We start from the raw sequence: 23,810 nt of genomic DNA, 5'->3' as shown, positions 1-23,810 counted from the left end.
TAGTGAATTACTAGATGAAAGACTTCAGTGATCGACTCTTAGTAGCCGTTGAAAAGGCAGGGGTTAAAAGACATGGCGCAGGAATGTGGTTGGCCTCATTTACCCATGTAACTGTGAAGGCAGCCAACAAGTGGCTGAATGGAGAGTCAGTCCCACGCAGAGAAAAGGTTGAAAGTATTGCTTCTCACACTGGAGTAAGAGCTGAATGGCTTTTGTTCGGTAATGGCCAGATGACTAATACTTATAATTCTGCATCTTCGGTGTCGGAAGCTTCACCGCTAGCTCTAGAAAAATTGATCACCAAAGCCACCCCGCGCACTCAGATTGAATTAGAAAAAATTGCCGAGGCGGCTGCAGATGGCAGGCTGACTGAAGACGACATTAAGCTGCTAAAGGCCATAGCAGATAGACTGGCTAAAAAGGACTAAGCCTTGCAACAAATTGGATTTGCCACACTCTATACAGCACCCCGCAAAATATCGGATCTTGGCAATATTTCACCGCTTTGGTTAGGTGATGCATTAACTCACACGGGTGACACGCGGCTGTACATAAAAGAAGTAAGCTACCAAGAGTTAATTGCAGAATGCCTGTGCACTACTATTGGTTCTGCAGTAGGCTTGCCGATAACGCAAACCTATGTTGTCCGCGACCCAAATAATTTACTAAACGCAACTTACATTATCGGCAGCGAAGATGCGGATATGCCATCGTTTAAACGGCACTGGTCATTAGCTGATCAAGTTCAGCAACATGCAATAATTGCTGCTTTAGCGAATTGGCGCCAGCTGCACGATGCCGCTCTGTTTGATGAATGGATAGCCAACCCCGACAGAAACACCGGCAACTTTTTATGGGACGGTGGAGACAACTGGCATCTTATCGACCACGCCAGAGCATTATGGACAACAACACCAACGGAAGACGCTACAGCTGCATTTGAAAACATCTTAGCAAACCTGGTTAAAGGTATTCAGAACGAATTCGGCATAGCTCAGCTAAAAAAGAAACTGACGACAGAAATGCCTAAGTATCAAGAAATTGATACAGCCAAGGTGTTGCAAGCGGCAAGGTGTTCCGAAATAGGTTGTGTTGCAGAAGCGCAAAATAAGCTAATATCGTTAGTAGCAAGAATAAATGCCTTGCCCGGGCTAATTGCCAGGCACAGTGAGCAACAAGAGCTATTCTAATGCAAATTAGCGAACAACACTTTCCGACACTACCAGAATACAGCGCCAAAGCTTGCCCTGTTTATATTGAGCCTATTGTTGGTTCCGGCGAGCGTATTTGTGTTGGCGTTGCAGCTTTAGGCCAAGATGGCCAAAGCGTTATTGTACGTACCATTAAAGACGAAACTGCGGCCTGTATGTTGGGTGCAGCCTCACATAAATTACTCAATCTGGTTGAAGTAGCATTATCCAGCTTGAAAAATTTCACCGCGCAACACAAAAACTTAACCGATTGGCAATCACCAGTGCCTGGTGTAATTCTTGGCAGCATTATCACCGGCCATGTAACCGATCTAACCATGATGGTAAGAACAGTTGCACGCAACCATGCGTTTTTATCAGCTATGAGTGATTTTACCGCAGCAGACGACAGCATTGCCGACGACTCACCCGCAACAGACCGCTGGGCCACAATGGTACGCGAAGCAACTACATTGCTGCGTCCTAACCTTGCCGTAGCATTTAACCGCCAGTTAAAGCTAACCAGCAAAGGCGTTACAAGGTTCGACTATGTAGGTCGCAATTTAGCTGCGCAGCTTGGCCGCATAATACCCGGGCATGGTATATCCGGTTTGGTAAAAACTGCCAAAGCAAAGCTGTGGGACTTAGAAACCCTGCGCGAATACAACGAACAGCAGTTATTTAAAAGCAGCCAAAGCTATGAATTAATACTGTACCGGCCAAAAGATAACGACCCGGCTTATTCAGAGCGGGAAATAGGCAGGTTAAACGAGGCTTTTGTTGAACTGGAAGAAACTGGCGATAAACAACAGCTAAGGGTAATGGCCGCCTACACAGCAGAGGGAGCAGCCCAGCGTATAGTTTCAGCTGAGGCGGCATGATTTACCAGGTAATACCAAATTTCTTTTTTGCTAACTCTATCAAGGTTATAACAAAGTTAATTTGATTTACTTTATCATGAGCTTTTGGGTCAATAACTACTAATAAAAGGTAGTGCTCAGGATTATTTGGGTTTATTGCATAGACTAAATAGGCGTCAGATTTTCTGTGGAATGTCGGAGTTCTTTTTTGATCGAATTCAGCTGTCTTTTCATCATCAAAAATATGCACCCTAGATAGGTTCACATCATCTGTACTCTTAGGTATTGTCAGTCGACCATATCGCCCAAAACCTTTGTGTAGTTTATTGTTATTCAACCACTGTCGAAAAGCCTGAACCAAATACCCTGCAGATTTTACGTTAACTGCAGAAAAAGATTCCTGCAGAACCTCAACCTTCCATGTCATACTACTACCTTAGTGCAGAGATTCTAAAAATTTTGCGCCTGATGAGGATAACGCAGAAATGTAATCACGGCTAAAGACAGACTGCCCTGCAGGGAACGAAGGACATTCAACAAATTGATTCAAAATAGAAATTATTTCACCAACTTTTACGTTGTGATCAAACCATAATTCCTTATGCCTTCTAATAACTATTAAAGCGTTACTTATTTTGGCATTTCTTACTAACTTTGCTTTCTTTTCGAATTTTTCTAATGATTCGAAAACAGGAGTATTCGCAAGTTCCATTTGAATTAACTTAGCTCTAAAGAACTCAATGGTTTCAACAATTTTATCATTGCTGTAGCGTTCCATCTGATCTGCAAAATCATCAGGATCAGCGTTATATCGACTTATAGTTTCAACAAAATAATTATTAAGTTGATTATAAGCTAACTTGGTATGTTCATGAAGCTCACAAATGGCTTCCGCCTGCCTGACTAAAGCCTGTTGGTTCTGATCAACTTTAACGGATGATTTTGCGAAATCAGCAACTTTTTTCATGATTTTATTCAACAGCAAGCTTTGATGAGCATTTTCACCAGGAAAGCTTACGTCAAAATCTTTTAAAGCAACTATCATTTCAATTCCTCAACTCAACCAATCAGAAAGCATTCCGGCGGCGGGCCAGAATTATACCAGCATAGTCGTGGTAAGCAATGCTTGCATAGGAAACAGCCGGAAAACTTCGGCAAAAAGCGGAAATATCCGGAACTCCCCACCCTCCTGTTGTAACCCCCTTTGACCATGAAATCTACTAAAAAACACACTCAAGAAATAAATATGTACTTTTGGTACTTTACATTTATGAACCATTGGTACATATTAGTTCATATGTGAACTTTGAGCATCAATTAATGAAACCACTAACAGACTACGTAAACATCACCAAGCGCTGGCCATTTGACTGGTTAACCGCCGCTCTATGCGTTGTTTTTCTGGTTTTGTTTGTGGCTGCCATCACAGTAGGAGCCAAACCATGACCACATCGTTAAGCCTTGCATTGCAGCATAAAGCTGCAGCGCCGGTACCGGCTTCTATCCGCCTGGTTGGTGGAGAGTTTGAAGTGGTAAGCAAGCTGGAAACTATGACATACGCACAGCGTGCCGGCCTGTATGTAGCGTGGGAATGGCACCGCGCTTTTCGCTTTAATTCTGCCGATATGGCGTTTCACCCTGTTCAGTTTGAAATTTACGACATTAAACCAAAAGGCCGCGGCGCGGCACTGGCAGAAGAGCTTCGCCAAATGGGCCTGCTGCAATGCCATGAAGGCCGTTACTGGTTAAGCCCCGCAGGGCTAAAGCTGGTCCAGTCTGCCGTTAACAGTGAGGTAAACCCATGAAAGCAAAAACTGCATTAATCGTATTTATCTGCGCCTGCATCACGTTTTGCGTTGGCGGGCTGGCGGCGTCTGAATTTGACCGCTCCGGACAACAGCTACTGATCACGATCCACTACGCCAAAGACAAGCACCAACTTGATCGCATAGTGATGGACGTTAAAAAGTTCCAAATGGACGAGGCCCAATCCGGGGCGGCGTTCTGGTCGCCAAACGACAACATTTGCGAAGTGTTCGTTATACGGCCACGACCAAACAGAGCCTATGAAATGGCAACGCTGGGCCACGAGGTTTACCACTGCACTAACGGCAAATTTCACTAACCGGAGGCATAACCATGTTTGCAGTATTCGGCATTAACCAGGCCAAGGCCCGGGCAATGGCCATCAAGAAAACCCCGAAAACTACCGGCAAAGGCGACAGTCTGCGCCAGCTTACACCTGCTGAGTATCAGGAAGCGTTAAACGCGGCCACTGAAAAGTATATGCAGCAAATGAAGCCGGTAATTCTAAGCGGTGAGTTCAGCACGCCCAGCACCTGCGGCGAGTTTATATATTTGGCCAGTAAAGGCGGCGCCAGCCGTTTAACGGTGATGATCAAGGCCCCTGTCGAAACCAAAGACAAAAAAGGCCGCAAGAAAATAACCAAGCGCTGGATGCCATATGACAGCAGCAAAGATTACACAGCAGGTATCACATTATGAACATAAAAAACGCCCGTATATACCGCCTGTCTGCTCCGCTGCAGGTTAACGCCGAAACGCTGGAGCACGCACTGGCAGAATTTAAAGCCCGCCCGCTTAGCGCGCAGGAATCTGTTTGCACCGGCTTTTGCCAGCCACTGCATAGCAGCATTAAACCGCTGGTAGTGCAGCTGCTAAATGGTGTACTGGTTGTGGCTATTAAGCGCACTGAAAAGCTGCTGCCGGCTGCTGTAATTAACGAAGAACTGCTGCCGAAAATTGAAGCTGCCGAACAAGAAAAAGGCCGCCCATTAAGCCGTAAAGAAAAGCAGCAGCTAAAAGAAGAACTGCAGTTAAGTCTGCTGCCCCGCGCTTTCAGCCGCAGCAGCGTTACCCACGCTTACATTGATATGGCCGGTAACCAAATTATTGTTGATACCGCAAGCGCCAGCAAAGCAGAGGATGTTTTAGCCCTGCTGCGTAAAGCTATCGGCACCCTGCCCGCGCTGCCCTGGCTGGATAACCACAAGCTGAATAGCCAGCTGCAGCTGTGGCTGCAAAACCAAAGCCTGCCGGCTGAATTAGCGCTGGGCCACAACGCCCTGCTTAAAGCGCCAGACGAAGAAGGCGCCAAAGCCCAGTTCGCCAACCACCTGTTAAGCGCCAGCGAAGTGCAAAGCCACCTGCAGGATAAGCTGGTAACCAAGCTACAGCTGAGCAAGGCTGAAGTGTGCGACTTCACCATTACCGACGATGGCGCCATTACCGGCATTAAGTGGCATGAGCTACTTACCTGCCAGAACGATGAAATGGGCCACGAGGATTTATACGGCCGCCTAACCGCCGACTTGTATCTGCTAACCACAGAACTGCGCCGGGTGATGGCCTCTATTCATGGAGTGGTTGGGGTGGCGGCATGAACAACGCCAGCTTAGTAAACCAAACCAGCGCAGAGGATGGCTTCGAATATTACACGCCGCCGGAGTGGACGAACGCAGCGCGTGAAGTCATGGGCGGCATCGACTTAGATCCGGCCAGCTGCGACTTTGCCAACCAGTGGATTGGCGCCAGCCAGATTTACACCAAAGAAACTGACGGCCTGCAGCAAGAATGGCACGGCCGTGTATGGATGAATCACCCGTTTCACCGCGGCGAGATGGCATGTAAGCCGAATTGCAAAAAGAAAAACTGCAAACCACGCACCAAGGCAAGTGACAAACAGCGCGGCCACTGCATTACCGAGGATATACCAGGTAACACAGAATGGATAAACAAGCTGCTGACAGAGTATCAGTCTGGCCGTGTTAAAGAGGCGGTAATTGTCACTTATTGCAGCTCGTCGGAAACATGGTTTATGCCACTACTCAAACAGCCGCAATGCTTCCCATTTGGTCGGATCCACTATGTAGGCGCAGATGGTAAAAAAGTCGGAGGTTGCACCAAGGGCAGCGTTATCACTTACTTCGGCCCGAACTTAGCGTGGTTCGCTGAGGTGTTCGGAAAGCTGGGTGAAATACGGGTTAACTATCAACACAGCGACCAGCTAGCAGAAATAAGCCATAGCCTGGCGATCATGGTCGAGCAACGCGCCACCGAACTAGCTCAGCAATACGCAAGCGCAACTTTAGAGCAGCGGCCAGATGATGCTGAGCCCGGCGAACCTGTAAATAATGCTTACGAGTTGCCAGTGGCTGAGTTGTCAACTGATGGTTTACAACTGCCAGCGGGGCCAGAGCTATGCGCAGCCAAAGAAGGAGCGGCAGCATGATCGACAAAAAACAAAACCCAGCTGAAATATACCTGGTGCCGATGCTTGGTGACGACCACGACCATATCTGGTGCGAAGACCCAGCACCAGGCGAAGGCATGAAAGAAGTAGATGCCACGCGGTATGTGCGGGCGGATTTGGTGCCGGCCGGTAATGATTTACTGGCCCAGCGCATTGCTGACCTGACAGCCGAGCGAGACACGGCAAAATACAAACTGGCCGGTGTGCTGGATGAAATCAGCGACTTCTGCGCCAGCTTAGACGGCGCGCTGATGGCAAACCAAAGCGCTGATGATCTGGTCGAAAATATCCAGTTGCGCCTAAGCCACTACAGGCTGACGGATGCCGACAGAGAAATACACCCTGACGATGTTGCTGCTGACAACTTTGCCGCTGCTATGAAATTTAAACTTGCGATAGCCAGAGCAAAAGGCCGTAGCGGCTGGGATGATAAAGAAAACTGCAGCGGTGAGTTTTTAGCCAGCCAGCTAGTTGCTCATTTGAACAAAGCCAATTTTGGAACATTCGAAGATATAGCCAACTTCGCCATGATGCTGCACCAGCGCGGTGAAAGCCCTTTGGTTTTAACGAGCGAATTTATCGCATCTGAGAATAAGAAAATACAGGCATATCAGGACCATTATGCGGCGCAGAAGAAAGTAACGGAACTGGCTGCGCAGGTTGAGCAGTTGCAGGAGGCAGTTAAAGCTTGCCATCTTTCGGCAATGGACCGTAACTTTGCAAGATTAATGCAATTGGCCGAGTTTAAAAATCCCGCCCAATGCCTCGCCGCCCGTGATGCTGAGGTTTCGGCTAAAGCTGTGATGAATTTCGCGGATGTAATAAGAGGTGCGCATCTAAGCGGATTTGTTCCTGCCGATTTGAATGTATACGACGTTTATCAAACCGCACGTAACCACGTTAAAGATAACTACGGCGTTATTGTACCAGCTTGGGATGATGAAGATGCTAAACAAATACGCCAGCAGGCTAAGGGTGGTGCGTGATGGCTAAGCAAGCAGACTTCCCCATGAACTATGGCAAGGTACCAAAAAAGCAACGCTGCGCCGAAGTTATCGGCACCATTATGAGGCACAGAAACTACGGTGATGTTTTTATCGCATGCAGCGATGCTGAAAACACAGAGAAATTATTCAACCGAATAAGCGGCAAAGATAAGTGCCGGCCAAGCCTATTTCAGGAAATGGTTGTATTTCCAGCTGCTTCGGCAGTTGTAGGCGACAAGGCGCGTAAACCCTTACCTGATGATGCGTGGGAATTTATGGACACAGCACCTAAGGATGGTCGGGAAGTTATTCTACTTGTTCAGCAGCGCGCTGGAATTTCACACCGATGCTTAGTTGGCCATTACATGCCAGGTGGCCATTGTATCGATGATCACCCGCCGATTAGTGCAGGCTGGTATTTCTGGAATGGCTGCAGCTTTGACCATGCGGCAAAGCCGCTGTTGTGGATGCCACTGCCAGAAACTACGCCAAGACTAGCGCAATTAATTGCAAAGGCCGAAGCCAATGCTAAGGCAGGCAACTAATGGCCTACGCAGAAAAAACATCAGTAGGCACCAGTGCCAGCGTTATGGAAATTGAGCGTACGCTAACCAAATACGGCGCCGACCAGTTTATGTATGGCACAAAGCCTGGCAGCGTTGCTGTCGGTTTCGTTATGGGCGGCCGGCAGGTTCGTATTGTCGTTCCGCTGCCGGCGAAAACGGATAAGCAGTTCTGGACTACTGACACCGGCCGCGACCGCAGCGAAACAGCAGCACTTAAAGAGTGGGACCAAGCTTGCCGGCAACGGTACCGTGCACTTGCTCTGGTGGTTAAAGCCAAACTGGAAGCTGTGGAAGCCGGCATTACAACATTCGACGAAGAGTTTATGGCGCACCTGGTATTGCCCGATGGAGAAACCGTTGGCCAGCGCCTGTTACCGGAAATTAACGAAGCGCAGCGCACCGGCAAACTGCCGCCGTTGCTGCCGCATGTGGGGTGAGAAATGCAGTTAATAAGATTACGCGACGTTTTAAAGAAGGTGCCTGTTAGCAAAACCACCTGGTACGCCATGGTTACAAAAGGTGACGCGCCGGCAGCCTTTCAGATAGGGCCCCGCTCTGTGGCCTGGTCAGAGGAAGAAATAGACGAATGGATCCAGCAGCGCCAGCGCGCTGCCAATAATCTGACAGTGCTGCAGTCATAATGCTGCAGCACAGAGTTTTAATACTACAGTTAATACTACACTTTAATGATTAACTGCCACAGGCCGCTAAATTAGTGGCTCGTCGATTCCTGCTGGGGCAGCCAAAAGACAGTACAACCCCGTCTTATTTGGTCTGACTCTCCTGAAAAAACCTTTTAATATCAAGCCTTAGCACTGATTTTCGGTCTTAGCTGGTCTTATCCGGTCTAAAGAGAATTACGCTTTTTAGCACCACAGATAGAACCACAGAGCAAAAACTGAAAACGCTGTGGTTCTAAAAGGGGTGCTTAGGAGCGAAAATGCCAAAGAAAATCATACCCTTAAGCGACACAGTTATTCGTAGTAGCAAACCATCCGGCAAGCCTTACACTTTATACGATGGCGACGGTTTGCTACTAAGAATTAGTGCAGCAGGAAACAAGTCATGGTATTTCAATTATTTCAGACCTTTACTGGAAAACCGTAACAATCTGAAGCTGGGCAACTACCCTGCTATCGGCCTCTCCGCTGCAAGGAAAACCGTAGCCAAATACCGGCAATTTTTAGCGGAAGGTGTTGACCCACAACGTTGGCTGGAACAGCAAAATAGCCAGGCATCCGCAGATGCGCTAAACACTTTTCAGAATGCCTGTGAAAAATGGTTTAAGGTAAAGTTTTCCGCCATCAGCGCACGGCATGCTTTTAATATCCAGCGCTCATTCGAGCAACATGTCTTCCCTAAAGCCGGCTATTTGCCGCTAAAGGAACTGAGCGCGCAGCAAATTATTGAAATACTGCGCCCGCTTGAAAAGTTACATAAGCTGGAAACACTGTCACGGCTGTGCCAGCGCATCAACGAATTGATGACCTGGTGCGTCAATACCGGCTTACTTGAGTTTAACCGGCTAAGCGGGATTAAAGCCGCTTTCAGTACTCCTAAAAACGAGAACATGAAAACCCTGAAGCCTGAGGAGTTGCCGGAGCTAATGCAGCGATTAAGCACAGCCAGTATTCAACTTTCTACCCGCTGCCTGATTGAATGGCAACTGCATACCATGGTTCGGCCTGGCGAAGCTGTTAAAGTTCGTTGGCAAGATGTCGACTTTGAGCAAGCACTTTGGACTATACCGGCAGAATTTATGAAAAAACGGCGAGCGCATCAGGTACCGCTGTCGTCCCAGGCAATCGCCTTACTCCAGCTTATGCGGCCTATTAGTGGCGAACAGCTTTATGTCTTCCCCTCGGTGCGGCACAAGGATAGCCATATCAACAAAGAAACAGCCAATATGGCATTAAAGCGAATGGGTTTTGCCAACCGGTTGGTTGCACACGGCATGCGTTCCTTAGCCAGTACTACATTGAACGAAGAAGGTTTTTATGGCGACCTGGTAGAGAGTGCCCTCGCCCACGAAGACAAAAACCAGGTGCGCCGGGCATATAACAAAGCAGGCTACTTAAAAGGCCGTAGAGATATGATGCAGTGGTGGAGTGATCATATTGAATCATCCGCTCGGGGTAGTCTGAGTTTAGCTGCACGTCGGCCAGTCATTGACGCCAAATGAACTGAAATTATAGGAGTCTATCATGCAAATTACAGGGGTATCTGGCGGTTGTGTGACTCAAATCTCAATCTATTACCCCCAAATAAGTAGTCACTCCCCCCTTAATGGCAATAACAATACCAGCCTAAACCTTTTAAGCTTTAACCATAACACCGAGCTGCCGGCTCTAAACCTGAAGAATACCCAAGGGGGTCAGGGATGAACGCTATGCCGTGGCAATAACGCCACCGGGTGTGGCGGGAAACGGCCATACCTCCCTATTTGGAAAGGTGAATGATGTTAACTGACGCCTATTCGCGCCGCTTTAGTTATTTGCGGTTGTCTGTCACTGAAAGCTGCAATTTTCGCTGCAGCTACTGCCTGCCTGACGGTAATGACTGCGACTCCCGTAGCGGCGAGCTTAACCTGACTGAAATTCGCCGCTTAGTCACCGCCTTTGCCAAACTCGGCACCCGTAAGGTACGTATTACCGGCGGCGAGCCATCGCTGCGTAAAGACTTAACCGACATTATCGCCACCTGCAAAGCCGTGCCAGGTATTGAAAAAGTCGCGCTCACTACCAACGGCTATCGCTTAAAACGCGATGCGCTGGCCTGGCAGGAAGCGGGGTTGGATGCGGTAAATGTCAGTGTCGATAGCTTAGATGCCGACACCTTTCATCTGGTCACCGGCCAGGACAAGCTTGCCGATATTCTCGACGGCATTGCCCACGCCAAGGCCATCGGCATTAAACAGGTAAAAATTAACACTGTACTGCTAAAGCAGCATAATGCATTGGCCTTGCCGGATTTTCTGCAGTTTATTAAACAGCAAGATATTGCGCTGCGCTTTATTGAACTGATGCGCACCGGTGACAATGCCGGCTTTTATCAGCGTCAGCATTTAAGCGGCGCCGGTATTCAGCAGCAGTTACTGGCCCGGGGCTGGCAGTTGAACGCCAAAGCAAAAACCGATGGCCCGGCGTTGGAGTATTCGCACAACGATTATCAGGGCCGCATTGGCCTGATTATGCCCTACAGCAAAGACTTTTGTGCTGACTGTAACCGGCTTAGGGTATCCAGTACCGGTCAGCTGTATTTATGCCTGTTTACCGACAGCTATCAGGACCTGCGTGTCCTGCTGCAAAACGATGACAGCGCGCCGGTAATGCGCTTTTTACAACAGGCCGTACAAGGCAAAGCCGCCAGCCACCAGTTACAGCAGGATTACAGCGGCAGCACCCGGCATTTAGCCCAGATTGGTGGCTAAGATGAGCACTGGTAAGCCATTTAGCGCATTGATTTTAGCCGGTGGACAATCCAGCCGCATGGGCCAGGATAAAGCACTACTGCAACTTAATGGCCAGAGCTTACTGGTGCATATGCAGCAACTCGCGTTAGCCGCTGGTGCCAGCGAAGTGTTAATTAGCCGCAATAAGCCGGGCTTTATCCAAGATGCTTCGGGTCAATTTGGTCCGCTGGCTGGCATTTTAGCTGCACTTAAGCACTGCACCAGTTCGCATTTGCTGGTGCTGCCAATAGATACGCCACGGCTAGACGTTATCAGCCTTAAGCTTTTGCTGCAAAAAGCAGATGGCACAGCAAGCTACTTCGCTAACAGCCCCTTGCCCTGTTTGTTACCGGTAACTGCCGCGCTCAGCACACTAATTGCCACGCAACTGCATCAAGGCCTGCGCTCGGTAAAAAGCCTGTTAGCGCAGCTTAACGCCATCGCTGTGCCGATATCCCCCAGTGAGCTGCTAAATGCTAATACACCGCAAGACTGGCAGCGTTGTTTGGATATATTTAGCAACGGGAAACTTTATGCCAAAGCCTGATTTAAGCCGGTTTTATCCGCTCAATATCGCTGTTTTAACGGTATCAGACACCCGCACCAGCGCGAATGACAGCAGCGGCGATCTGCTATGTGATCTGGTGCGTGAAGCCGGCCATCAATTCTTCGCCCGTGCTTTGCTGGTTAACAATAAATACGCGTTGCGCGCATTGTTAAGCCATTGGATCGCAAGCAGCAATATTCAGGTGATCTTGATAAATGGTGGTACCGGCTACGCCGCAGGCAACTGTACGATTGAAGCCTTGGCTCCGCTGTTGGATACGCCGGTACCAGGTTTTGGTGAGCTATTTCGCCAGTTGTCTTTTGCTGAACTTGGCTCGGCCGCGCTGCAATCCGGTGCGGTGGCGGGCCTGGCCAATGGCACCCTGCTATTTGCTATGCCTGGTTCAGGTGGCGCTTGTACGCTGGCAATGCAGCAACTGATATTACCACAGCTAAATGGCCAAACCGGCCCCTGTAATTTTTTGGCACACGTTAAAAACAGCCCAACGAAAAGCTGCGGAGTTTGATATGACAGCAATAGCACCGGATCAACTTAGCCCTATGAATTTGACTCATATAGATAAAAACGGAGCTGCTGCAATGGTCGATGTCAGCAGCAAACCAGCAACTACCCGGCTGGCCCGTGCGGGAGCCCTGGTGCAAACCACGCCGGAAGTGATCCGGTTAATTGAACAGGCCCTGCTGAAAAAAGGCGATGTACTGGCCACAGCGCGCATTGCCGGCATTATGGCAGCGAAAAAAACCAGCGAACTTATTCCGCTGTGCCACCCCCTGCTGCTAAGCAAGGTATCGGTCGATTTTCAGTTGCTGCCCGAGCAAGGCCAAATTCAGATCGAAACCAGCTGTTTGCTTAGCGGCTGCACCGGCGTGGAGATGGAGGCATTAACGGCCGCCTCCGTTGCAGCCTTAACCATTTACGATATGTGTAAGGCGGTAGATAAAGCGATGACTATCAGCAATATCCGTCTGCTGGAAAAAACCGGCGGTAAATCGGGGCATTATCTTGCGGAGATTAAGTTATGATTAAAATCCTGTTTTTCGCCGCCCTGCGTGAGCGTCTTGAGTGCGAGCAATATCTGTTAAGTTGCGATGGTAAAATATTGAATGTTGCCACCGTACTGGAACAGCTTAGAAACCGTTGCAATAACTGGCAGCAGGAACTTAGCCGCACCGATTTGCTTTGCGCCGTAAATCAGCAGCTGGTACCGCTAACGGCCAGCGTGCAGGACGGCGACGAGCTGGCATTTTTTCCCCCTGTAACGGGTGGTTAAGAAGCGGCGGTTAATATGAGCATCTTTGTTGCAGTACAAAGCGATGATTTCTGTGTCGCCAGTGAATATAACGAACTACGCCAGCATGCCAGCTGCGGCGCTGTCGTCACCTTTAGCGGCCTGGTACGCGAGCTTAGCGACAACACCCTGCACAGCATGACGCTGGAGCACTACCCCGGCATGACAGAGCAGGCCCTTATCGCTATTGCTGAACAAGCACAGCAGCGCTGGCAGCTTGGCGCGGTGCATATTATTCACCGGGTTGGCACACTTAAACCGCATCAGCAGATTGTATTTGTTGGTATTGCCAGCGCGCATCGCGCTGTCGCCTTTGCCGCCTGCGAATTTATTATGGATTACCTGAAAAACCGCGCACCATTTTGGAAAAAAGAGCACACCGCGCAAGGTGATTACTGGGTAGAGGCCAAAGCAAGCGACAAGCAAGCGCTGACGCGCTGGGAGTAGCCGATGATCCGCATCTTATTACTGCTTTGCCTGATTAGCATGCACCCGGCCTATGCTACCGAAAAGAGTGCCAGCGACAAGCTCACCATCGCTGCAGCGTCAGACCTGCGCTATGCATTAGATGAAGTTATTTCTCTGTTCCGCCAACAGCAACCTAACACTGATATTAATGTAGTGTATGGTTCCAGCGGCAAAATCAGCACGCAAATCCGCCATGGCGCGCCTTATGACGTGTTTTTCTCGGCCGATATTAAATTCCCTGAACAATTGTATAGCGAAGGCCATGCCGTAACTAAACCTGAGCTGTATGCGCTTGGCCGTATTGTGCTGTGGAGCCCGCAGCAAAATATGTCAGATATTACACTTTCACAACTGCCACAACTGCAGTTTCGTCGCCTCGCCATTGCCCAGCCCGCTCATGCCCCTTATGGCCTGCGCGCCAAAGAAGCGTTGCAGGCTGCTGGCCTGTGGCAAACAGTAGAGCACAAATTAGTGTATGGCGAAAATATCGCCCAAACCGCCCAAATGGCACAAAGTGGTGGTGCCGATATTGCTATTATTGCGCTGTCACTAGCCAGGTTTCCGGAACTGTCCAGCCGCGGCTATCACCTTATTCCCGCAGAGCTGCACCAGCCACTCACTCAGGCTTATGTCATCACCCGCCATGGCGCCGATAAAACCACGGCCCACCAATTAGCGTCCTTTATGGCGCGTACTGAGGTGCTCGCCATTATGCAGCGCTATGGTTTTGAAAAGCCAAACGGGCTGGAGTTACCATAATGCCGGAGCTTTTCGCCACACTTAGCCCGCAAGACTGGCAAGCCATCCGGCTAACGTTAAAGCTGTGTTTATACACAACAGTTATTTTGCTGCTGCTGGGTACGCCGCTGGCGTGGTGGCTGTCGCTTAGCCACAGCAAATTGCGCACCGCTATTCAAGCGATAGTGGCGCTACCATTAGTATTACCGCCAACGGTGCTGGGGTTTTATTTATTACTTCTACTGGGGCCGCATGGCGCTGTCGGCAGCTCTTTAGAGCAACTGGGCCTGACGCACCTGGCATTTAGCTTTAGCGGCATTTTAATCGGCTCAGTCATTTATTCGCTGCCCTTTACCGTACAGCCGCTGCTGGAAAGCTTTCGCCGTATGGGACCAAGGCCATTAGAGGTAGCCGCGACCTTAGGTGCCGGCAAGCTGGACCAGCTGTTTAGCGTGATACTGCCGTTATGTCGCGGCGGCTTTATCGTTGCCGCCACGCTAACCTTTGCCCATACACTGGGCGAATTTGGCGTGATATTAATGCTCGGCGGCAGTATTCCCGGTGAAACCCAGGTGCTTTCCGTGCTGATTTACGATCACACCGAGGCGATGAATTACGCTCAAGCACATCAGCTATCACTCGGGCTATTAATCACCGCCTTTATGGTACTATTTATTGTTTATGGCCTGAACAGGCGCTTTGAACGCGAGGTACCGATATGATGTTAGCCGTGGGGCTAACGGTAAAGCGCGGTGCTTTTACGCTAGAGCTAAATAATACCCTGCCACTACAAGGCATTACCGCACTGTTTGGCCGCTCCGGCTGTGGTAAAACCACCATGCTGCGGGCTATCGCTGGCCTTGATCGCCATGCCGGTGCTGAAGTGCAATGTGGCGCCATAGTATGGCAGCAAGGCAGCCTCTTTATGCCGGTGCATCAGCGCCGCATTGGTATGGCATTTCAGGAAAGCAGCTTATTGCCGCATTTATCGGTAGAGCAAAACCTGTTATATGGCTTTAAACGGCTGGCAAAACAAACTGACATACAGCTCAAACCAGAGCAGATTATCCAGTTACTGGAGCTTGCACCGTTGCTGCAACAAGCGCCAGAGCAATTATCCGGTGGCCAGCGCCAGCGCGTAGCTTTGGGCCGGGCTTTACTAAGTCAGCCACAGTTGCTGCTGCTGGATGAACCTTTAGCATCCTTGGATCAACAAAGCCGCAGCGAGATCTTGCCGTTTTTACAACGTATCGCCAGCCAGACCGGTATTCCGATGCTGCTGGTTAGCCATCAGCTGGATGACGTGGTTAAACTGGCCGATCATCTGGTGCTGATGCATGAGGGCCGCGTGGTTAGCCAGGGCCCGCTGCAACAGCAATTACTGCAACCCGAACTGGCTGCTATCGGTGCTATGTCACTACTGCACGCCAAAAGCCACGGCAGCAAACAGCACCTGCTGAAACTCAGCATTGGCAAACAGCAATTACAACTACCGGCACCGCTGCATGCTGCCAGCGTAGAGCAAACTGCTTATCGCCTACGCATTCTGGCCCGCGATGTGGCGCTAAGCTTAAAGCCGCTTAGCGAAAGCTCGGTCAGTAATCAGTTACAGGTAAGTATTAGCGGCTTTAACAGCGCCCCCCACCCGGCAGAAACCTTGGTGCAGCTAACACTTGAGGGCCAGCCACTGCAGGCACTGCTAACCAAACAATCGCTAGAGCGGTTGGGCCTGCAAATTGGTCAGCCGGTATATGCACAGATAAAAGCAGTAGCGTTGGACTAAAAAGATTCAGCAGTGCTTATGTAGTTAGCCCGATACAATCTATCGGACAGACGGCAATACAGGTGGGTTTATCGTAGTAGCCAATGCACTCGGTACACAGCGTTGGGTCAACCTCATAATGTTTTGCGCCCATGCTGATAGCTTCGTTCGGGCACTCCGGTACGCACATATCACAATTTATACAGCTAACGTCAATGACGGCAGGCATTATCAGCCCACCGCGCTAATAGCTAAATTGTTGTCTTCCGGCGCCAGTTGTTTTAGCAGCATGGCAAAGCGCAAGTCGTGCTGCGCCGGCAGCTTTACCTTTAACTGATAACAGGCGCCCGGCGCCAGTACTATGGCGTTATTCTGTTTATCGCGCAGTGCTGCCAGCGTAAAAGCGTGGTTGCCTTGTGGCGTCATCAGCATCAGCCGGTCACCAACAGCGAACTGGTTTTTTACCTCCAGCAAGGCAAAGCCTTCGCTATCCTGCTCAGCAATAAACTCACCGACTAACAGCTGCTGCCCTACGCTATGGCTGGTGTCATAGTTTTGTGTATCCTGCGGTTTATGCCGGCGTAAAAAGCCTTCGGTAAAGCCGCGGTTGGCCATGCCGTTTAGCTCACCCAGTAAGTCAGGGTTAAAGGCTTTACCGGCAACAGCATCATCTATTGCCTGGCGGTATACCTGGGCAGTGCGCGCCACATAGTACGGCGATTTAGTACGGCCTTCAATTTTCAGCGAATGTACGCCCATAGCCGTTAATGCCGGCACATGCTCAATGGCGCGTAAGTCTTTTGAGTTAAGAATATAGCTGCCGTGTATATCTTCATCTATCGCCATCAGCTCGCCCGGCCGGCCCTGCTCTTCCAGCAATGCCGGTGTGTTAATGGGGTTAAACTGGCCAACCTCATCCTCTGCTGCCGCATGCACCTGATAAGGCCAGCGACAGCTGTTGGTACAGGCGCCCTGGTTCGGGTCGCGTTTATTAATGTAGCCGGATAACAAACAACGGCCGGAGTACGCCATACACAGCGCACCGTGCACAAATACTTCCAGTTGCATATCCGGCACCTGGCGACGAATTTCGGCTATTTCCTCCACCGCCAGCTCGCGCGATAAAATGACCCGTTCCACCCCCTGTGTTTGCCAGAACTTTACCGCGGCCCAGTTCACCGTATTGGCCTGTACCGACAAGTGCAGCGCTAGCTGTGGAAAATGCTGTCGTAGTAAAAACACCACGCCAGGGTCTGACACTATTAATGCGTCGGGCTTCAACGCCACCACCGGTGCCATATCGGCAATAAAGCTGACGAGTTTGCTGTTATGCGGCGCAATATTCACCACCACATAAAACTTTTTACCCAGAGCGTGCGCCTCGGTGATACCTGTTGCAAGCCCAGCTAAATCAAACTCGTTATTACGCACCCGCAGGCTGTAACGTGGCTGGCCGGCATAAACGGCATCGGCGCCATAAGCAAAGGCCAGGCGCATGGCTTTTAAACTGCCTGCCGGAGAGAGTAGTTCAGGTATTAACATAGCAATTGCCTCTGCCGTTATAAAACGCTGCCAAAAGGAGCGAAAAAGGCGGCTATTCTAACGCCGTGGTGAGCGCTGGCTTTGATCTGCCGCAAAAGCCGGGCCGTTAGCACTGACACGGCTCACTCTGGCCGCAGGCTTTAAAACCAGCGGCAAAGTTAGTTAAACGCTCCGTACGGCTACCCTTTGGTAACATGACTTCAATCAAACTAAAATGCTGCTTGTTATCAAATGCCAGCCGCAATGCTTGAGTAAAATCATCCAGACTGCACACCTGCACACCGTCACCACCCATGCTGCGGGCCAGTTCGGCATAATGCCAGTTGCTTAAGTTGGTGCAAGCAAGCCCGGGAGCAAAGGCGTCTATCATGTCCCAGCGCTGGTTATTAAACACAATAATTACCGGCGCAAAGCCGTAACGGGCGCAATGGCCAAGCTCGAGCCCGGTCATTAAAAAGGCGCCATCCCCCACCAACACTACCGGGCGTAAGCCGGTAACGGCCTGCACACCAAAAGCCGCCGGCACCGCATAGCCCATTGATGCATAAAACGCCGGCGCCAACATTAAACTGGGTTTGGCATGCAAGGACGCAAACAGACAATCGCCTATATCGGAAATCAGCGGCACTATGTCTTGCCGCTGAGTTAGAAACTTATCCAACTGCTGTACCAGAGTGCTGGCTGTCAGGTGCTGCGGCGCCATCGTAAATACTGCAGGTTCCGGCAGTTTTGTGTCATTAAACGGCGCTATAGGCTGTTGTAATAACGCCGCCAGCAAAGGTTTTATTGTCAACTGATGGTAGGTAGCAACGCCAAGCGTCAGCTGGTTTTGATCAAGGCAAACCACTTTATTGGCGGGAAACAGCTCGCTATGAGCAGCAAAGTTGCTGTCGGTTTTAATTACGCCAATTTGCAAAATCAAATCAGCATCACGCAGCAGCTGCGTCGGCCGGATATCGGTTTTATCAAGAAAGATACCGCCATACAGCGGGTGCTGTTGGTTAAAGCTGGCACGGCCCATAAGAGTGCTGACAAAGGGGATATTCAACTTTGTGGCCAACGCTTCAAGCTCTGCTACTGCATCAAAGCGGCGTACATCCACCCCAGCCAGAATAACCGGGCGCTGGGCGTAAGCTAAGCGCTCGGCCAAATGCGCGGTTGCCAGCATCAGCTCATCTTCCGGCACGGCCGGTGGCTGGTAGTCTCCTGCCGGTGTGGTGTTAAATTGCACGGCATCGCGCGGTATTTCCAGCAGCACCGGCCGGCTTTGTTCTTGCACTGTTTTAAGCGCCATGCGGATATCTTCGCCGGCGCGCGCCGGATTATCTAAACGAAACTGTGCGGCGGTAATTTCTTTATAAATATCGCGCTGGGAGTCAACGCTTTTGGCCTGATGGTGAATAAGCAAGCCGCGCTCAAGCTCGCTTTGGCTGGGGAAACCGGCAATAATCAGCAGCGGCACATGTTCAACATAGGCCTGTGCCACAGCGTTGACAGCATTTAACGCACCGGCACCGTACGTTAGTATCACTGCAGCTGGTTTATTGCTGATGCGTGCGGCGGCATCAGCGGCAAACACAGCAGAGGGTTCATGGCTTAAATAATACAACGGCAAACTGCTGCGCTGTTGTAATTGTTCAAACAGCGGCAAAACAAAATCACCGGGAATACCAAATAGCTGTTTAACACCAAACAACTCCAGCTCTTGCAGCAGTGCATCAACCAATAACATAACCCACTCCAGTTTGTTTTTTATGTCTGGCAGTCTGGTGATAATTGCTATTGTCAGCTTTGATACAGATCAAGCATGTGCCGGCTTACGCCAGCACAAAGGAGGTAGATCGTTTGCAGGGAGATTAACGTAACAGCTCAGAAAACGGCAGTATGTTTACCGTTTCACCCGCAGGTAAACTGCTACTGTCACGTGCCAGTACGATATAACAATTGGCGTTGGCAATGGAGCTAAGCATACCTGAGCTTTGCGCACCTAAGGTTTTTACTTTTAAACCGCCCTCACCCTGCCAGTACCAGCCGCGCTGGTAATCCATCCGGCCGGGTTGTTTTTTCAATGGCACTTCGCACTCGGCGCTGAGCAATTTTGCTGGCTGAGCTGCAGTTTCACCGCTAAGTTTGCGCAGCACCGGCTGCACTAATTGCTCCAGCGTTACCACGGCAGCCACCGGGTTACCCGGCAAACCAAAAAACCAGCAGTTATCCAGCTTGCCAAAAGCAAAGGGTTTACCCGGTTTTATCGCTACCTGCCAGAAGTTAATCTGCCCCAGCTTATGCAGAGTCTGCCGCGTGTAGTCGGCATCGCCCACCGAGACACCAGCGCTGGTGAGCAGCACATCAGCCTGGGCCATTGCCTGTTTAAACGCCTGCTCTATCGCCGCCGGATCATCCGGCAATAAACCCAGGTCAATCACCTGAACGCCGAGACGCTGTAGCATAGCGGCGATAACATAGCGATTGCTGTCATAAATATGGCCATCCGGCAGGCTTTGGCCCGGTGGCACTAACTCATCTCCGCTGGAAAAAATAGCTACTTTTAGCTGGCGCATTACTGTTATGTTGGCAAAACCCAACGACGCCAGCAAACCAAGATCTGCCGGGCGTAACTTATGGCCTGCGGCAAACACCTGCGCCCCTTTGGCAATATCTTCGCCGGCACGGCGTACATGCTCGCCAGCGGTTGGTACCAGCTGACACAAAATCTGTTGCTGCAAATCGCTTTGTGTAAGTTGCACCTGCTCCTGCATTACCACAGTATCCAGCCCCTGTGGCATAACCGCACCGGTGGTAATACGCACACAGCTGCCGGACGGCACAGTATCGGTAAAGGCATGACCAGCCAGCGCTACACCCGCGACATCTAGTGGCTGACCGGGAGTTACCTCTGCCGCACGCAGTGCATAACCGTCCATAGCAGCATTGTCGTAGCCGGGTACGTTAATGTTTGATAACAGCGGCTGCGCCAACACCCGGTCCAGTGCTTCAGTTAACGGCACTGTTATGGTCTGCTGCAATGATTGCACCTCGCTGAGCATCTGCAGTATCGCCTGCTCTGCGCTTAGCATTGGTTTCGGGACGCGGGCGTCTTGCATCAGCTTTTGGCTCCCTGTTGGTTTACCATCCACACCGCGGCTTCTACCCGCGAGCGCAGACCAAGCTTTTTCAATAAGTGTTTTACATGCACCTTTACCGTACCGTCTGAGATATTCAGCTCGCGGGCGATCAGCTTATTGCTCAGGCCTTTGGCGATAAAACTTAAAATTTCGTGTTCGCGGTTAGTCAAGCTGTTAAGCTCAGCCGATGTTTTTACCGCCGGGCGCCGTAACGCCGTGGCCAGTACCTGAGTAATAGCTTCACTGAGTACCATTTTTCCGCTCAGCGCGCGCTTTATCTGCTCCAGCAATACTTCCGGATCAGCATCTTTAAGCAGGTAACCATCGGCGCCACTGCTGATCGCATTAACCACATCTTCGTCGGCATCAGATACTGTCAGCATCACTATGCGCGAAGTTACGCCCTCGTCACGCATCTTCTTCAACGTGGCAATGCCATCCATACCTTGCATATTTAAATCGAGAATAATTAAATCCGGATCCAGTTCTACTGCCAACTTAACTGCGTCAGCACCATTACTGGCTTCAGCAATAACTTCCAGTTCATCCTCCAACGCCAACAATTGGGTTAGCCCTTTGCGCAGCAAGGGGTGATCATCTACCAGCATAATGCTGGATTTTTGCTCTGACATTTTTTACTCCGGAAGTTAACTTGGCTGACAGTTACTATTAGCTTATAACAAGGTGCCGCTAACTTTGATATAAATCAGGTAAATAGCAGATCAGTATATTTTGCCCTGCGGTCAATGATTGCCTACCTAAGCCCGAAACAACATGCTAATCAATTGATTCAATTTAATATTAAAAACTCAACACCAAAAACTTACCACTTAATAGGTACCTCTAACTATCCCCCCACCGCTGACAGCTAACTCCGAAGATACATTGTGACAATAAGCCCAGGCCTGCATAGTTTCCGCAGTCTAGTTTGCTGTTCCTCACAGGAGTTTATTATGTCAGACCTGAAAAAGTGGCAGCCGGAAGATGAACACTTCTGGCAAACCACAGGCCAACGCGTTGCCAACCGCAATCTGTGGATCTCGATTCCCAGCTTGTTGTGTGGCTTCGGTGTTTGGATGCTGTGGAGTATTGTTACGGTGCAAATGCTGAACGTTGGTTATCCGTTCAGCACCGCCGAGCTGTTTACCCTTACCGCTATAGCCGGCTTAACCGGTGCGACTTTGCGTATTCCGTCCAGCTTCTTTGTGCGTTTATGCGGTGGGCGCTATACGCTGTTCCTCACCACCAGCCTACTGATGATACCGGCAGTGGGCACCGGGTTAGCGCTGCAAAGTATCGACACCCCACTGTGGATGTTTCAGCTGATGGCATTGCTATCTGGTATTGGTGGCGGCAATTTTGCCTCGTCGATGTCCAACATCAGTTTCTTCTTCCCGAAAAAACAGCAGGGCTTAGCGCTGGGTTTAAATGCTGGCCTGGGTAATTTTGGTGTCACCACAGTGCAAATTCTGGTGCCCATTTTTATGTCATATGGTGTATTTACTCTGCTGGGTGGCGGTGATCCTATGGTACTGGCTAAGGCCAGTGGCACGGTAACCGGTGTTATTCCTGCCGGCACGGCAACCTGGATCCAAAACGCTGGTTTTGCCTGGCTAATTACCTTAGTGCCGCTGGCGTTTTTACTCTGGTTTGGCACCAACAATATCCACACTGAAGAAGTCACCCCCAAGCTGCCATCAGCAGTGAAATCTTTCAGTATTATTCTGGCCATGCTCGGCATAGGTTTTGTCACTTCTGTTGCCGGTTTATGGCTGATTTTACCGGCATCGGCTAATGGTTCCGGCTTTGGCATCCCGAAAGAAATTGTACTTATAGCAGTATTGTTCGCCACCGTTTTCTTATTGAAACTCTTACCCGGGGCAATCCGTACCAGCCTGGAGCGGCAGTATAAGATTTTTAATAACAAGCACACCTGGGTAATGAGTGTGTTGTACGTAATGACCTTTGGCTCTTTTATCGGCTTCTCCGCAGCCTTTCCTTTGTCCATTCAGGTAATTTTTGGCTACAGCCATATCATGGTGGATGGCGTTATGACGCATAGCACACCCAACCCGAATGGCCCAAGTGCATTAACCTATGCCTGGATAGCGCCTTTTGTTGGCGCTTTGATTCGTCCGGTGGGTGGCTGGATAGCCGATAAACTCGGCGGTGCCTTTGTTACTCAGCTTTGCTCTGTGGTGATGATCCTCTGTGCACTGGGAGCCGCTTACTATATGCAACTGGCTTATCAAAGCGCGACACCGGAGCAGTACTTCGTACCTTTTTTCCTGATATTTCTGGGCTTATTTGCTGCCAGTGGTATTGGTAATGGTTCTACCTTCCGCACCATCGCGGTGGTATTTCCTAAAGAACAAGCCGGCCCGGTACTGGGTTGGACCTCAGCGGTAGCAGCCTACGGTGCCTTTTACATACCGCAGGTACTGGGCGAGCAAATTAAAGCCGCCACACCGGAGTACGCCATGGTCGGTTTTGCCATTTTCTATGGCTTATGCCTGCTGATTAACTGGTTCTTTTACCTGAGAAAAAACGGCGAGTTTTATAATCCTTAACCCCTGACCAAACAAAGGCGCATTTACTGCGCCTTTGTTGTTCATTTCTGCACTAAATTACTCACGTTCTTACAACTTTGCTCCAGCTCAGTTAAACATCCTTGTAACCGTTGAATATTCTGTGCAAGTTGCAGCTGTATAAATAACTGCTTTGCTTCTGCAGACGATAGCAGCTTTAAGCGTTGCTCGGTGACAAATTGGTACTGCAACAGTGAGCGTCTGTTCGCATCATTGCTCTGCCGCTCAATAAGCTGCTGCCGTAACAGCTCCGCCTTTTCAGGGTGCTGCTTACACAGCTGTATCAATTGATTAAAATCGGTAAAGTTATATTTTTGTACTTCAGACATCACAGTTCCCTCCCCAAAGCTGTTAATAGCCTTAGCTTGTGGCAACAACGTTGTTGAAGCTATACCCATTAAGTAA

Annotated in this window: 31 protein-coding genes and 1 riboswitch; of the genes, 23 read left to right on the top strand and 8 right to left on the bottom strand. The window is 50.0% G+C overall.

The genetic code is table 11. The features are described from left to right. Positions 1–14 precede the first annotated feature (14 nt). From Q8O77_RS11985 to Q8O77_RS11975, 3 genes are read left to right on the top strand one after another with little or no spacing between them, the layout of a single operon-like run. Positions 15–428 (top strand): hypothetical protein, encoded by a 414-nt coding sequence (locus Q8O77_RS11985; protein WP_305553218.1) that lies wholly within the window; start codon positions 15–17, stop codon positions 426–428. A gap of 3 nt (positions 429–431) precedes the next feature. Further along, complete coding sequence (locus tag Q8O77_RS11980; protein WP_305553215.1) at positions 432–1,190, top strand: HipA family kinase; 759 nt, start codon at positions 432–434, stop codon at positions 1,188–1,190. Beyond that, positions 1,190–2,071: a hypothetical protein gene (locus tag Q8O77_RS11975; RefSeq protein ID WP_305553212.1), complete on the top strand. Its 882-nt coding sequence runs from the start codon at positions 1,190–1,192 to the stop codon at positions 2,069–2,071. Before Q8O77_RS11980 ends, Q8O77_RS11975 begins: the two co-directional genes overlap by 1 nt. Before the next feature lies 1 nt (position 2,072). On the opposite strand, the gene Q8O77_RS11970 is transcribed toward Q8O77_RS11975, so the two are convergent. Together Q8O77_RS11970 and Q8O77_RS11965 are read right to left on the bottom strand one after the other, a co-directional pair. Then, positions 2,073–2,477 carry a type II toxin-antitoxin system YafO family toxin gene (locus tag Q8O77_RS11970; RefSeq protein WP_305553209.1) on the bottom strand — a complete coding sequence of 135 codons (405 nt, stop codon included), beginning with the start codon at positions 2,475–2,477 and terminating at the stop codon, positions 2,073–2,075. Positions 2,478–2,486: 9 nt separating this feature from the next. Next, positions 2,487–3,095 (bottom strand): hypothetical protein, encoded by a 609-nt coding sequence (locus Q8O77_RS11965; protein WP_305553206.1) that lies wholly within the window; start codon positions 3,093–3,095, stop codon positions 2,487–2,489. Between the two features lie 397 nt (positions 3,096–3,492). Here Q8O77_RS11965 and Q8O77_RS11960 point away from each other — a divergent pair, with 397 nt between their 5' ends. The 19 genes from Q8O77_RS11960 (at position 3,493) to modC (ending at position 16,171) form a co-directional block, all read left to right on the top strand. After that, the gene (locus Q8O77_RS11960) at positions 3,493–3,855 is read left to right on the top strand and encodes a hypothetical protein (RefSeq protein WP_305553203.1); all 363 of its coding nucleotides are present in this window, start codon (positions 3,493–3,495) and stop codon (positions 3,853–3,855) included. Continuing rightward, positions 3,852–4,175: a hypothetical protein gene (locus tag Q8O77_RS11955; RefSeq protein WP_305553200.1), complete on the top strand. Its 324-nt coding sequence runs from the start codon at positions 3,852–3,854 to the stop codon at positions 4,173–4,175. Before Q8O77_RS11960 ends, Q8O77_RS11955 begins: the two co-directional genes overlap by 4 nt. A gap of 14 nt (positions 4,176–4,189) precedes the next feature. Then, positions 4,190–4,555: a hypothetical protein gene (locus Q8O77_RS11950; RefSeq protein WP_305553197.1), complete on the top strand. Its 366-nt coding sequence runs from the start codon at positions 4,190–4,192 to the stop codon at positions 4,553–4,555. Next, entirely contained in the window at positions 4,552–5,454 is a 903-nt protein-coding gene (locus tag Q8O77_RS11945) for a recombination-associated protein RdgC (protein WP_305553194.1), read from the top strand. Before Q8O77_RS11950 ends, Q8O77_RS11945 begins: the two co-directional genes overlap by 4 nt. Continuing rightward, on the top strand, positions 5,451–6,302 hold the full coding sequence (locus Q8O77_RS11940; protein WP_305553191.1) for a hypothetical protein: 852 nt from the start codon (positions 5,451–5,453) through the stop codon (positions 6,300–6,302). Before Q8O77_RS11945 ends, Q8O77_RS11940 begins: the two co-directional genes overlap by 4 nt. A gap of 140 nt (positions 6,303–6,442) precedes the next feature. Beyond that, positions 6,443–7,309, top strand: coding sequence for a hypothetical protein (locus Q8O77_RS11935; protein WP_305553188.1), 867 nt, complete (start codon positions 6,443–6,445; stop codon positions 7,307–7,309). Next, positions 7,309–7,854, top strand: a complete 546-nt coding sequence (locus Q8O77_RS11930; RefSeq protein ID WP_305553185.1) for a hypothetical protein — start codon at positions 7,309–7,311, stop codon at positions 7,852–7,854. The genes Q8O77_RS11935 and Q8O77_RS11930 overlap by 1 nt, the downstream gene beginning before the upstream one ends. Further along, the gene (locus Q8O77_RS11925) at positions 7,854–8,312 is read left to right on the top strand and encodes a hypothetical protein (protein WP_305553182.1); all 459 of its coding nucleotides are present in this window, start codon (positions 7,854–7,856) and stop codon (positions 8,310–8,312) included. Before Q8O77_RS11930 ends, Q8O77_RS11925 begins: the two co-directional genes overlap by 1 nt. Positions 8,313–8,315: 3 nt before the next feature. Next, positions 8,316–8,516: an AlpA family transcriptional regulator gene (locus Q8O77_RS11920; protein ID WP_305553179.1), complete on the top strand. Its 201-nt coding sequence runs from the start codon at positions 8,316–8,318 to the stop codon at positions 8,514–8,516. A gap of 299 nt (positions 8,517–8,815) precedes the next feature. Further along, positions 8,816–10,057, top strand: a complete 1,242-nt coding sequence (locus tag Q8O77_RS11915) for an integrase domain-containing protein (protein ID WP_305553176.1) — start codon at positions 8,816–8,818, stop codon at positions 10,055–10,057. 138 nt (positions 10,058–10,195) lie between these two features. Next, positions 10,196–10,345, top strand: a riboswitch (molybdenum cofactor riboswitch). Then, positions 10,331–11,305: a GTP 3',8-cyclase MoaA gene (moaA, locus tag Q8O77_RS11910; RefSeq protein ID WP_371133480.1), complete on the top strand. Its 975-nt coding sequence runs from the start codon at positions 10,331–10,333 to the stop codon at positions 11,303–11,305. (Overlaps the previous riboswitch by 15 nt.) A gap of 1 nt (position 11,306) precedes the next feature. Beyond that, positions 11,307–11,873, top strand: coding sequence for a molybdenum cofactor guanylyltransferase (locus Q8O77_RS11905; RefSeq protein ID WP_305553173.1), 567 nt, complete (start codon positions 11,307–11,309; stop codon positions 11,871–11,873). Further along, on the top strand, positions 11,860–12,399 hold the full coding sequence (locus Q8O77_RS11900; protein WP_305553170.1) for a molybdenum cofactor synthesis domain-containing protein: 540 nt from the start codon (positions 11,860–11,862) through the stop codon (positions 12,397–12,399). The genes Q8O77_RS11905 and Q8O77_RS11900 overlap by 14 nt, the downstream gene beginning before the upstream one ends. 1 nt (position 12,400) lies before the next feature. Then, positions 12,401–12,916, top strand: a complete 516-nt coding sequence (gene moaC / locus Q8O77_RS11895) for a cyclic pyranopterin monophosphate synthase MoaC (RefSeq protein WP_305553167.1) — start codon at positions 12,401–12,403, stop codon at positions 12,914–12,916. Then, positions 12,913–13,164 (top strand): MoaD/ThiS family protein, encoded by a 252-nt coding sequence (locus Q8O77_RS11890; protein ID WP_305553164.1) that lies wholly within the window; start codon positions 12,913–12,915, stop codon positions 13,162–13,164. The genes moaC and Q8O77_RS11890 overlap by 4 nt, the downstream gene beginning before the upstream one ends. Before the next feature lie 15 nt (positions 13,165–13,179). Then, positions 13,180–13,629 carry a molybdopterin synthase catalytic subunit MoaE gene (gene moaE, locus Q8O77_RS11885; protein ID WP_305553161.1) on the top strand — a complete coding sequence of 150 codons (450 nt, stop codon included), beginning with the start codon at positions 13,180–13,182 and terminating at the stop codon, positions 13,627–13,629. 3 nt (positions 13,630–13,632) lie between these two features. Next, positions 13,633–14,409 carry a molybdate ABC transporter substrate-binding protein gene (gene modA, locus Q8O77_RS11880; RefSeq protein WP_305553158.1) on the top strand — a complete coding sequence of 259 codons (777 nt, stop codon included), beginning with the start codon at positions 13,633–13,635 and terminating at the stop codon, positions 14,407–14,409. Next, on the top strand, positions 14,409–15,110 hold the full coding sequence (modB, locus tag Q8O77_RS11875) for a molybdate ABC transporter permease subunit (RefSeq protein ID WP_305553155.1): 702 nt from the start codon (positions 14,409–14,411) through the stop codon (positions 15,108–15,110). The genes modA and modB overlap by 1 nt, the downstream gene beginning before the upstream one ends. Then, a complete protein-coding gene (gene modC, locus Q8O77_RS11870) occupies positions 15,107–16,171 on the top strand; it encodes a molybdenum ABC transporter ATP-binding protein (protein ID WP_305553152.1) in 1,065 nt (354 codons plus the stop codon). The genes modB and modC overlap by 4 nt, the downstream gene beginning before the upstream one ends. 16 nt (positions 16,172–16,187) lie before the next feature. Here the strand turns inward: modC and Q8O77_RS11865 are convergent, their stop codons facing one another. The 5 genes from Q8O77_RS11865 to narL all read right to left on the bottom strand — a co-directional run bounded on the left by Q8O77_RS11865 (position 16,188) and on the right by narL (position 21,449). Then, the gene (locus tag Q8O77_RS11865) at positions 16,188–16,379 is read right to left on the bottom strand and encodes a YfhL family 4Fe-4S dicluster ferredoxin (protein ID WP_305553149.1); all 192 of its coding nucleotides are present in this window, start codon (positions 16,377–16,379) and stop codon (positions 16,188–16,190) included. A gap of 2 nt (positions 16,380–16,381) precedes the next feature. After that, the gene (gene yegQ / locus Q8O77_RS11860) at positions 16,382–17,692 is read right to left on the bottom strand and encodes a tRNA 5-hydroxyuridine modification protein YegQ (protein WP_305553146.1); all 1,311 of its coding nucleotides are present in this window, start codon (positions 17,690–17,692) and stop codon (positions 16,382–16,384) included. A gap of 106 nt (positions 17,693–17,798) precedes the next feature. Further along, positions 17,799–19,424, bottom strand: coding sequence for a thiamine pyrophosphate-binding protein (locus tag Q8O77_RS11855; RefSeq protein ID WP_305553143.1), 1,626 nt, complete (start codon positions 19,422–19,424; stop codon positions 17,799–17,801). Positions 19,425–19,548: 124 nt separating this feature from the next. Then, entirely contained in the window at positions 19,549–20,796 is a 1,248-nt protein-coding gene (gene moeA, locus Q8O77_RS11850; RefSeq protein ID WP_305553140.1) for a molybdopterin molybdotransferase MoeA, read from the bottom strand. Further along, positions 20,796–21,449: a two-component system response regulator NarL gene (narL, locus tag Q8O77_RS11845; RefSeq protein WP_305553137.1), complete on the bottom strand. Its 654-nt coding sequence runs from the start codon at positions 21,447–21,449 to the stop codon at positions 20,796–20,798. Before narL ends, moeA begins: the two co-directional genes overlap by 1 nt. A gap of 321 nt (positions 21,450–21,770) precedes the next feature. On the opposite strand from narL, the gene Q8O77_RS11840 reads away from it, so the two are divergent. Next, a complete protein-coding gene (locus Q8O77_RS11840) occupies positions 21,771–23,387 on the top strand; it encodes an MFS transporter (RefSeq protein WP_305553134.1) in 1,617 nt (538 codons plus the stop codon). Between the two features lie 41 nt (positions 23,388–23,428). Here the strand turns inward: Q8O77_RS11840 and Q8O77_RS11835 are convergent, their stop codons facing one another. Next, entirely contained in the window at positions 23,429–23,734 is a 306-nt protein-coding gene (locus tag Q8O77_RS11835) for a DUF3135 domain-containing protein (RefSeq protein WP_305553132.1), read from the bottom strand. Positions 23,735–23,810: the final 76 nt, after the last annotated feature.

The sequence above is a fragment of the Rheinheimera sp. genome (assembly GCF_030690345.1).
GTDB lineage: Bacteria > Pseudomonadota > Gammaproteobacteria > Enterobacterales > Alteromonadaceae > Alishewanella.
This window is presented reverse-complemented; position numbering and strand designations above follow the sequence as displayed.

Excerpts from the sequence above, each read along its gene's own strand:
- Q8O77_RS11985 (WP_305553218.1), top strand. The coding sequence starts at position 15 with ATGAAAGACTTCAGTGATCGACTCTTAGTAGCCGTTGAAAAGGCAGGG.
- Q8O77_RS11975 (WP_305553212.1), top strand. The coding sequence starts at position 1,190 with ATGCAAATTAGCGAACAACACTTTCCGACACTACCAGAATACAGCGCC.
- Q8O77_RS11970 (WP_305553209.1), bottom strand. The coding sequence starts at position 2,477 with ATGACATGGAAGGTTGAGGTTCTGCAGGAATCTTTTTCTGCAGTTAAC.
- Q8O77_RS11965 (WP_305553206.1), bottom strand. The coding sequence starts at position 3,095 with ATGATAGTTGCTTTAAAAGATTTTGACGTAAGCTTTCCTGGTGAAAAT.
- Q8O77_RS11960 (WP_305553203.1), top strand. The coding sequence starts at position 3,493 with ATGACCACATCGTTAAGCCTTGCATTGCAGCATAAAGCTGCAGCGCCG.
- Q8O77_RS11955 (WP_305553200.1), top strand. The coding sequence starts at position 3,852 with ATGAAAGCAAAAACTGCATTAATCGTATTTATCTGCGCCTGCATCACG.
- Q8O77_RS11950 (WP_305553197.1), top strand. The coding sequence starts at position 4,190 with ATGTTTGCAGTATTCGGCATTAACCAGGCCAAGGCCCGGGCAATGGCC.
- Q8O77_RS11945 (WP_305553194.1), top strand. The coding sequence starts at position 4,552 with ATGAACATAAAAAACGCCCGTATATACCGCCTGTCTGCTCCGCTGCAG.
- Q8O77_RS11940 (WP_305553191.1), top strand. The coding sequence starts at position 5,451 with ATGAACAACGCCAGCTTAGTAAACCAAACCAGCGCAGAGGATGGCTTC.
- Q8O77_RS11930 (WP_305553185.1), top strand. The coding sequence starts at position 7,309 with ATGGCTAAGCAAGCAGACTTCCCCATGAACTATGGCAAGGTACCAAAA.
- Q8O77_RS11925 (WP_305553182.1), top strand. The coding sequence starts at position 7,854 with ATGGCCTACGCAGAAAAAACATCAGTAGGCACCAGTGCCAGCGTTATG.
- Q8O77_RS11920 (WP_305553179.1), top strand. The coding sequence starts at position 8,316 with ATGCAGTTAATAAGATTACGCGACGTTTTAAAGAAGGTGCCTGTTAGC.
- Q8O77_RS11915 (WP_305553176.1), top strand. The coding sequence starts at position 8,816 with ATGCCAAAGAAAATCATACCCTTAAGCGACACAGTTATTCGTAGTAGC.
- moaA (WP_371133480.1), top strand. The coding sequence starts at position 10,331 with ATGATGTTAACTGACGCCTATTCGCGCCGCTTTAGTTATTTGCGGTTG.
- Q8O77_RS11905 (WP_305553173.1), top strand. The coding sequence starts at position 11,307 with ATGAGCACTGGTAAGCCATTTAGCGCATTGATTTTAGCCGGTGGACAA.
- Q8O77_RS11900 (WP_305553170.1), top strand. The coding sequence starts at position 11,860 with ATGCCAAAGCCTGATTTAAGCCGGTTTTATCCGCTCAATATCGCTGTT.
- moaC (WP_305553167.1), top strand. The coding sequence starts at position 12,401 with ATGACAGCAATAGCACCGGATCAACTTAGCCCTATGAATTTGACTCAT.
- Q8O77_RS11890 (WP_305553164.1), top strand. The coding sequence starts at position 12,913 with ATGATTAAAATCCTGTTTTTCGCCGCCCTGCGTGAGCGTCTTGAGTGC.
- moaE (WP_305553161.1), top strand. The coding sequence starts at position 13,180 with ATGAGCATCTTTGTTGCAGTACAAAGCGATGATTTCTGTGTCGCCAGT.
- modA (WP_305553158.1), top strand. The coding sequence starts at position 13,633 with ATGATCCGCATCTTATTACTGCTTTGCCTGATTAGCATGCACCCGGCC.
- modB (WP_305553155.1), top strand. The coding sequence starts at position 14,409 with ATGCCGGAGCTTTTCGCCACACTTAGCCCGCAAGACTGGCAAGCCATC.
- modC (WP_305553152.1), top strand. The coding sequence starts at position 15,107 with ATGATGTTAGCCGTGGGGCTAACGGTAAAGCGCGGTGCTTTTACGCTA.
- Q8O77_RS11865 (WP_305553149.1), bottom strand. The coding sequence starts at position 16,379 with ATGCCTGCCGTCATTGACGTTAGCTGTATAAATTGTGATATGTGCGTA.
- yegQ (WP_305553146.1), bottom strand. The coding sequence starts at position 17,692 with ATGTTAATACCTGAACTACTCTCTCCGGCAGGCAGTTTAAAAGCCATG.
- Q8O77_RS11855 (WP_305553143.1), bottom strand. The coding sequence starts at position 19,424 with ATGTTATTGGTTGATGCACTGCTGCAAGAGCTGGAGTTGTTTGGTGTT.
- moeA (WP_305553140.1), bottom strand. The coding sequence starts at position 20,796 with ATGCAAGACGCCCGCGTCCCGAAACCAATGCTAAGCGCAGAGCAGGCG.
- narL (WP_305553137.1), bottom strand. The coding sequence starts at position 21,449 with ATGTCAGAGCAAAAATCCAGCATTATGCTGGTAGATGATCACCCCTTG.
- Q8O77_RS11840 (WP_305553134.1), top strand. The coding sequence starts at position 21,771 with ATGTCAGACCTGAAAAAGTGGCAGCCGGAAGATGAACACTTCTGGCAA.
- Q8O77_RS11835 (WP_305553132.1), bottom strand. The coding sequence starts at position 23,734 with ATGTCTGAAGTACAAAAATATAACTTTACCGATTTTAATCAATTGATA.